This window comes from Enterococcus sp. 3H8_DIV0648 (genome assembly GCF_002140655.1).
GTDB lineage: Bacteria > Bacillota > Bacilli > Lactobacillales > Enterococcaceae > Enterococcus_A > Enterococcus_A hulanensis.
Genome location: NZ_NGLG01000001.1, coordinates 1337838 through 1346146, shown reverse-complemented (window position 1 = coordinate 1346146; position 8309 = coordinate 1337838). Strand labels below are relative to the sequence as shown.

Here is an 8309-nt window from a genome sequence, read left to right as displayed (position 1 = left end):
CCCCTGTTCGCCATTGACAAGTTAAAACTTCTCTGCTATTTTATTAGCAATCGATGAAACGCGATGAAAAAGAAAGTAGAGTAAGTATCTTTGCTAAAGAGAGTTCCCGTTTGGTGAGAGGGAGTGCAGATGAGTTACTTGAAAATGGCTTTTGAGCGGATTTCCCGAATGTTTAAGGAAATACGGATGCCCCCGTTAACAAGGCACGGTCTCCAAAAAAATTTTTTTGGGTACTGATTGAGGTAGAATCTGTGAGGATTTTACGATTAAAGGTGGTAACGCATGTCTAATGCCCTTAGCAATTTATTTTGCTGAGGGCATTTTTTGTGTCTGCTTTTAATATATGGGATGACGATCCCAATGAAAGGTCCAAACAGAGTATCTCAAAGAACAATTGGAAGGTGGAAGATTTATGGCAGGATTTTTAGTGGTACAAACGGATTTTGGATTACAGGATGGTGCGGTCAATGCGATGTATGGAGTGGCTTATCAGGTCGAACCGACCTTGAATATCAATAATTTAACGCATGAAATCGAGCCTTACAATATTCATGACGCAAGTTATCGTTTATTACAGGCGGTTACGTATTGGCCTGCAGGCACCGTTTTTGTTTCGGTGGTTGATCCTGGTGTAGGATCAACGCGTCGCAGTGTCGTGGCGGAGCTGAAGGATGGTCAATATGTGATTACGCCGGATAATGGCACATTGACTTATTTGGCACAGTATGTGGGAATTAAGGAAGTGCGTCAAATTGATGAGGAATCTCAGCGGTTGCCGGGATCATCAGAGAGCCATACATTCCATGGACGTGATGTTTATGTATATAACGGCGCTCGTTTAGCCAGCGGAAAGGTTGCTTTCGCTGAATTGGGTACGGTTATTCCAACTAGCGAATTGGTTACTTTCCCATTGATTGCTCCATTGCAGAATGAAAATAAGATCAGCGGAACGATCGATATCACCGATATTCGCTTTGGTTCGCTATGGACGAACATTCCCGTCGGATTTTTCAAAAATTGGCAGGTTGAATATGGACAAAGCCTGCTAGTAAAAATATACTATCAAGGTGTGGTCCGTTATCAAGACGAGGTTGTCTTCGGACGTTCCTTCGCTCAAGTGGCTCCGAAAGAAGCGGTATTATATATTAATTCATTATTAAATGTTGGTTTAGGGATCAATCTGGATTCATTTTCTGCCGTGTATAAAATTGGCACCGGCAATGATTGGACGATCGAACTGACTAAAGTTTAGGAATAAAGCACTTATAAAATGAAACGGGGTAGAAAATTATGAACAAAAAATTTACGGTAAAACACATTGTAGCAATCGGTATCGGCGCGGCGGTCTTCTTTATTTTGAAACGTTTCGTGACGATTCCTACTGGGATTCCAAATACTGATATCGCAACGGCGTATCCATTCTTAGCCTTATTAGGCGTAGTCTATGGTCCAATCGTAGCTGGATTAGCTGGATTTATCGGACATGCGCTAGGAGATTTAACGACATATGGTGCATGGTGGTCATGGATCGTGGCTTCAGGGATTTTAGGTGTGTTTTTCGGATTATTGGCAAAACGTATCCCGATCGAGGAAGGTATTTTTGGTAAAAAGGAAATCGTGACATTTTTAGTTGGCGAAACGATCGCTAATTTGGTAACGTGGGTGATAATCGCTCCAATCGGCGATATTTTGATTTATGCAGAAGCACCAAGCAAGGTCTTTACGCAAGGTGTCGTTGCCGGGATCACAAATTCAGTTGTAACAGGTATTATTGGTTTTATTCTATTAAAAGCTTACGCACAGACCAAAACGAAAAAAGGCAGTTTAAATAAAGAAGCTTAGAACGTGAGGATATAAAATGATCGAGTTTCGTGATTTTACATTTCAATACGATAGCCAAGCCGAACCTACGTTGAAAAAGATCAATCTGTCCATCAAGCAGGGAGAGAAGATTTTGATCATGGGCCCCAGCGGCTCCGGCAAATCAACTTTGGGAAAATGTCTAAATGGGATTATCCCGCAAAATGAAGAGGGAAACTTTACCGGCAGTTTGACGATCAATAAGAAAAAATTTAGTGAAGCATCAATTTATGATCTTTCGCTGGATGTTGGTACGGTGTTGCAGGACACAGATAGTCAATTTGTCGGCTTGACGGTGGCTGAAGATATTGCTTTTTCGCTGGAAAATGAAATGGTGGAGCAGGCAGAAATGCGGGAAGCCGTGAATTACTGGTCAGAAAAGACCAATCTGCTGGCCCAGCTTGAAAAACGTCCGCAGGATCTTTCGGGCGGACAAAAGCAGCGGGTGACGATGGCGGGTGTCTTGATTGATGAAACACCGATCCTTTTGTTTGATGAGCCTTTAGCCAATCTTGATCCACAAACAGGTTATGAAGCGATCCAAATGATCGATCAGTTGTATCAGTCGCAAAAATTCACGACGATTATTATTGAACATCGTTTGGAAGAAGTGCTGGTGGCACCGATCGATCGGGTCATTTTGATGGATGAGGGAAGGATCATCGCGGACATGACTCCTACTGACTTGCTGAAAAGTGAACTGCTGGCTGAGTATGGTATTCGCGAGCCGCTTTATATTTCTGCTTTAAAACGTGCGGGAATTTCATTGGATAATTTTCACGACTTGACGCAGGTCGATCAATTAGTTTCACCCGAAATAGCCTCGGCATTGGCAAAATCGCAGGGAGAGTTCAAGCCTGCACCTTCGAAGGAAGCATCACTATTGACCTTGAATAAGCTTTCCTTTGGCTTTGGTGATGAAATGGTCATTAAAGAAATCGATCTTACTCTATATCAAGGGGAGATGGTCAGCCTAGTAGGGCATAATGGTGCCGGAAAATCCACACTGTCCAATCTGATTACAGGGTTCTATCCTTTACAGACAGGGGACTTTTTGTGGAAGGGCCAATCGATCGCAAACGAAAGTATCAAAGAACGGGCAGACAAAATCGGCTATGTACTGCAAAACAGCAATCAAATGCTTTCAAAGAATATGATTTTCGAAGAAGTTGCGCTTGGGTTAGAAAATCGCGGCGTTGATTCGGATACGATTCAAGAGAAAGTTTTTGAAACCTTAAAGGTCTGCGGACTTTATGAATTTCGGAATTGGCCGATTTCTGCCTTGAGTCATGGTCAAAAGCGCCGAGTGGCAATTGCGGCGATTTTAGTGCTGGAGCCGGAATTACTGATTCTTGATGAACCGACGGCGGGACAAGATTATTATCACTACAATGAAATGATGACCTTTTTGCGGAAGCTGAATCAGCGGGGAATCACGATCTTGATGATTACCCACGATATGCATTTGATGCTTGAGCATACGCAGCGCACGCTTGTTTTAAAAGAAGGACAGATCATCGCGGATGCGACACCTGCCAACGTTTTATCCTCAGCAGAGCTAGTGGCATCGGCAAGTTTGCGGGAGACTAGTCTTTATCGCTTGGCAGAAAATAATCATTTGGCGGATGCGACTGGTTTTGTGTCAGCATTTATCCAACATGAGGATGGCAGTTCCGCTGTTCATAATAATTAGAAAACTTTAGTGGAACGATAGACGTGGTGAGAAAAAAATGTATTTTAGTAAAATACATCATTACTGCGAATTAGGAGGGACTTATGGCGGGCAACAATCTAATCGGCTATCTGCCGAAAAAAACGCCGATCCATCAACTTAGCGGCTTTACAAAATTATTATGCTTTTTAATGATTTCAGTGGTGGGGATGATTTCTTACGATACGCGCTTTTTGCTGGGGTTGGCAATCATTTCTGTGATTCTTTTTAGAACAGCGAAAATCAGTTATCGCGAGATTTCTTTTGTGGTGAAATTTATCGCCTTCTTTTCGCTCTTGAATCTGCTGACGGTTTATTTGTTTGCGCCGGAATATGGTGTGACGATCTATGGAACACGCCATGTGATTTTTGAGGGGATCGGCCGCTATACGCTGACGCAGGAGCAGCTGTTTTATGAGTTTAATCTGCTGATCAAATATTTTGTAACGATTCCGCCAGGCTTGATCTTTATTTTGACTACGAATCCTAGTGAACTGGCGTCAAGTATTCATCGGGTGGGCGGCTCTTATAAGATCGCTTATGCATTTTCTTTGGCGCTGCGTTACATTCCAGATATTCAGGAGGATTTTCGAACGATCTCCAAGGCGCAGCAGGCTCGCGGCAATGAGCTTTCTAAAAAGGCTTCCTTGATGAAACGAGTGCGGGGAAATTTGACGATCGCGATTCCGTTGATTTTTTCCAGTTTGGAACGGATTGAGACAATTTCTTCAGCGATGGAGCTGCGTCGCTTCGGTAAGAAAAAGGGACGGACGTGGCTGTTGGCTAAACCATTGAAGCGGAACGATTATTTAGCTTTACTGCTGGTAATTCTTTTGTGTTCGACGGGAATCTTTTTATTGTTTGTTAACGGCGGACGCTTTTATAATCCATTTCGCTAAAAAACGAAGCTCTCTAGCTTGAATAGAGGGCTTCGTTTTTCTTTATATATTGAACAAATTGCAAATCAATGTACTTATTCAGCGCGATTTGCAATCCCTGGGATAAATTTCAAACAGTAAAGAGCACATATTCCGACAACGATGTAGATGATCTTCGCAAGAATCGCTGTACTTCCGCCAGATATTGCTGCAACTAAATCATATTCAAAAAGACCTACTAATAACCAATTAATTCCACCGATAATCAACAAGACAAGCGCGATAATATCTAGGTATTTCATCTGTAACCCCTCCCTTCTGATTGGTTTAACAGTACCATAATTGTAATTCTCGCCATATTCATCTGCTCATAATACGAAATTTTTTATTTAATCAGACGAAAAACAGTCTTAATCTTATGAGAGGCCGTGACTTTTCAGTTAATGCTGAGTAAAACTGACAATTTCTTTTTGTTTTTTGTGCACAATAGCTAGTGTGAATACGCTGGGGAACGCTTACTCTATAGATGTAAAAGTTTGTGCGAAAATTAAAAATAAGAAGGAAAAGGTGAAAAACATGAGAGTTACAAAAGCAGAATTGCATCAATTGATCCAAGACAAAATCCATCAAGCTGGTCTATCAGAAGAGCAGGCGGGAATCGTCAGCGATGTGTTGACTTTTGCCGACGCAAGAGGGATTCATTCTCATGGAGCGATGCGGGTGGAATATTATTCAGAGCGGATCGCTAAGGGCGGAATTACTCAGGAGCCTCAATTCAAATTCGAGAAGACTGGACCAAGCTGCGGAATTTTTGAGGGGGACAATGGTTCCGGCTTTGTTGCAGCGGAAAAGGCGATGGATCATGCGATCGACATTGCAAAGGAAACCGGTGTGGCTGTTATTGGTGTCAGAAATATTTCTCATAGCGGAGCTTTGGCATATTATGTGGAAAGAGCGGCTGAAAAAGACATGGTAGCAGTCTCAGTCTGTCAATCCGATCCAATGGTAGTGCCTTTCGGAGGCAGCGAACCATTTTTCGGAACCAATCCGATCGCGTTTGCGGCACCAAGTAATGATGAACGGATCATCACTTTTGATATGGCAACGACAGTTCAGGCGTGGGGGAAAATTTTGCACGCTCGTTCTCGTAAGGAATCAATTCCAGATACTTGGGCGGTGGACGAACAAGGGAATCCTACGACCGATTCGACAAAGGTAAATGCGTTACTGCCAATTGCTGGTGCGAAGGGGTATGGCTTGATGATGATGGTCGATGTCTTATCCGGCGTGCTGTTGGGTGTACCATTCGGCAAACACGTGTCATCAATGTATCATGATCTTTCGAAAGGAAGAGAATTAGGTCAATTGCATATTGTAATCAATCCTGAATTTTTCGTCGGGTTGGATACATTTAAGCAGACCATCTCAACAATGCTGGACGAACTGAAAGCCGTCGCGCCAAGTGCGGGCTTCAAAGAAGTGAATTATCCTGGCGAACGAGGAAGAATGCGTGAGAAAAATTATGAGGAAAACGGGATTGAGATCGTTGATGATATTTATCAATACTTAGTCAGCGATGCCATTCATTACAATCGGTACGACCATAAGAATAAATTTGCTGAATAATCACCGGGACTGATTCACGGGCTAATTCATTTAATTAATAAAGCAAACTTTTTTTCAATTAATGAATCGATTTTTTGCTCCAACGCGTATAATGGAGATGAGAGAGTCAAGTTATTGAAAGGGAGCGAGCAGAATGTTGAATCCATTTATCAATGCCGGTTTGGAAGTTGCCTTAAAAGAACTTTTCAGCGATCATGTCACGACGGAACAAGTCTATCCTGCAGTCGCCACCGATGTCCGCAAAGAACGTTTAATTCTCTACGTTTACCCTGACCACTTGAAATTTGTTTTTGTCGACCAAGAACAGGAAGCTTTAGAACACGCAGAACAGTAATAGCTGATCTCGCTTTGATCCGATAGGAAAATAGATAAACAGAAAGAATATGATTCAGTTTAAAAGCTGAGCATATTCTTTTTTAATGTTAGAAATTTTTTCAATTAAGAGGATTGAGCTTGGGCTTTTTCAAATCGCGGAAATGAACATAAATCAAATGATTTTTGCATATAGTGAAGAGTAAGATGGTGTCGTATGCTTAAGGTATAAATTTGAAAGCGTATTCTTTATTTTCGGAAATATTTAGGAGGAAGAGAAAATGAAAATAGAAACCATTCAATTAAACGAAAAGAAGCCTCAGGTCACGTTAACCGCCTATCTTTTAGACGACTCTCCTGAAATGCTGAAAGGAAAGGCACGACCAGCAGTGATTATTTGTCCGGGAGGCGGCTATTTCAGCTGCTCTGATCGAGAAGCTGAACCTGTGGCTCTTCAATTTGCGATGATGGGCTATCACGCATTCGTTTTAAAATACACGACTTATTCAGAAGCCGGAATGGGTCTGCCGGATTTGACAAAACCATTGGCAGTCAAAGAGGAGACTCTTTATCCTGCTCAGATAAGAGAATTGGGAGAGGCGCTTCTTTTAATCAAAAAGCACGCTCAAGAATGGAAAGTAGATGCGAAGCGAATCGCTGTATGCGGCTTTTCGGCTGGCGGGCATAATGCCGCTTTATATGCGACAAGCTGGAATAAGCCGGTTTTAACCGAGTTCTTCGATACGACGCCTGAAGAATTACGCCCTGCTTGTGTGATCTTGGGTTATCCGTTGACAGATTATGTCTATTTGCAAAAAGAAATCGCCAATAAGCAAAATCCAATGGATGTTGCTTTTATGAAAGCCTCGAATGTCGCATTTTTAGGAAAAGAAGAACCGGAGCGAGCTTTATTAGAAATGGCTAGTCCAGTCTATCAAGTGGATGAGCAAACGCCGCCTGTTTTTGTCTGGGCCACAGCCGCAGATCCTTTGGTTTCATCGACCCATTCCTTGAAGCTTGCAGAGAAGTTAGCAGAAAATCAGGTACCCTATGAATTGCACATTTTTGCGGAGGGCGGACACGGCTTAAGCTTGGCAACGCAGGCCAGCAGTGAGGCCGCTTCACAAATAAATCCGGCTGTTAGTAGATGGACAGAATTATGCAGTACATGGTTAGAAAAATATTTCCAACTGCCGCTGTCGGAACAAACCGCCATTGAACAAATGCAAAAAAAGAAATAGATTGATGTATAAAACAGCTTGATACTCTGAATTAAGTGACTGTTCACCATAAGAAGAGTGAGTATGTTTGAACTAAAGTACATTTAAAGCTGGCGTTCGTAATCTATTTTTATTAAATTTGAAATATACAAAAAAGCCAAACCGCTGATTATTCAACGTTTTGGCTTTTCTTAATGGAGCTGGCGGGAGTCGAACCCGCGTCCAAACACTTCGCTACCTAAAAATCTACGCTCATAGTCATACTATTTAAATTTCGCTTTGTCCTCTGCCGCATGACAGGCCGCAGACATTGCTAGTCTGATGAGCTCTTTTTCAACTTGCAGACGGAAAGTTGAAACGTATCCCACTAATTTTGAGACCCTTACTTGAGCACATGGGCGATACCAAGAGGATCTACGCTAACTGTTTTTAGGCAGCTAAAGCGTAAGAGTTATTATTGTTTTTAGCAGTTATATTTAACTGTAACGTTTTTACGTAGACGTAACCTACGAAGCGCAATTCAGGCTCGAACCATGCCTGTCGAATCCGTAACAGCCCCTTGATAAATATTTTTGTTGCAGAAGAAAGTATACCATTCCGTTATAAAAAATGCAAAGAAGTACACGAGTAATGAAGATTTTACTCCTCAGCCTAGGAAAGATTGAAGAAAAAACAAATTGTTAGTGAAGATATGGGTAAGGT

At 42.1% G+C, this 8309-nt stretch carries 8 protein-coding genes, 1 other RNA gene and 1 other annotated feature; of the genes, 7 read left to right on the top strand and 2 right to left on the bottom strand.

Annotation, left to right across the window (positions count from 1 at the left end):
* Positions 1 to 54: 54 nt before the first annotated feature.
* Positions 55 to 300, top strand: a binding site (T-box leader).
* A gap of 112 nt (positions 301 to 412) precedes the next feature.
* The 4 genes from A5875_RS06140 (at position 413) to A5875_RS06125 (ending at position 4470) form a co-directional block, all read left to right on the top strand.
* Positions 413 to 1252: an SAM hydrolase/SAM-dependent halogenase family protein gene (locus A5875_RS06140; RefSeq protein ID WP_088932785.1), complete on the top strand. Its 840-nt coding sequence runs from the start codon at positions 413 to 415 to the stop codon at positions 1250 to 1252.
* 38 nt (positions 1253 to 1290) lie between these two features.
* Positions 1291 to 1842, top strand: coding sequence for an ECF-type riboflavin transporter substrate-binding protein (locus tag A5875_RS06135; protein WP_088932784.1), 552 nt, complete (start codon positions 1291 to 1293; stop codon positions 1840 to 1842).
* Positions 1843 to 1858: 16 nt separating this feature from the next.
* Positions 1859 to 3553, top strand: coding sequence for an ABC transporter ATP-binding protein (locus A5875_RS06130; protein WP_088932783.1), 1695 nt, complete (start codon positions 1859 to 1861; stop codon positions 3551 to 3553).
* Between the two features lie 83 nt (positions 3554 to 3636).
* Complete coding sequence (locus tag A5875_RS06125) at positions 3637 to 4470, top strand: energy-coupling factor transporter transmembrane component T family protein (RefSeq protein WP_088932782.1); 834 nt, start codon at positions 3637 to 3639, stop codon at positions 4468 to 4470.
* Positions 4471 to 4544: 74 nt separating this feature from the next.
* On the opposite strand, the gene A5875_RS06120 is transcribed toward A5875_RS06125, so the two are convergent.
* Positions 4545 to 4751, bottom strand: coding sequence for a DUF378 domain-containing protein (locus A5875_RS06120; RefSeq protein WP_088932781.1), 207 nt, complete (start codon positions 4749 to 4751; stop codon positions 4545 to 4547).
* Positions 4752 to 5025: 274 nt separating this feature from the next.
* On the opposite strand from A5875_RS06120, the gene allD reads away from it, so the two are divergent.
* The 3 genes from allD (at position 5026) to A5875_RS06105 (ending at position 7628) form a co-directional block, all read left to right on the top strand.
* Positions 5026 to 6075: an ureidoglycolate dehydrogenase gene (gene allD / locus A5875_RS06115; protein ID WP_088932780.1), complete on the top strand. Its 1050-nt coding sequence runs from the start codon at positions 5026 to 5028 to the stop codon at positions 6073 to 6075.
* Positions 6076 to 6208: 133 nt separating this feature from the next.
* Complete coding sequence (locus A5875_RS06110) at positions 6209 to 6409, top strand: hypothetical protein (RefSeq protein ID WP_088932779.1); 201 nt, start codon at positions 6209 to 6211, stop codon at positions 6407 to 6409.
* Between the two features lie 259 nt (positions 6410 to 6668).
* Positions 6669 to 7628, top strand: coding sequence for an alpha/beta hydrolase (locus A5875_RS06105; RefSeq protein ID WP_088932778.1), 960 nt, complete (start codon positions 6669 to 6671; stop codon positions 7626 to 7628).
* A 171-nt stretch (positions 7629 to 7799) separates the two neighbouring features.
* Here the strand turns inward: A5875_RS06105 and ssrA are convergent.
* Positions 7800 to 8166, bottom strand: a transfer-messenger RNA (tmRNA) gene (ssrA, locus tag A5875_RS06100).
* Positions 8167 to 8309 lie beyond the last annotated feature (143 nt).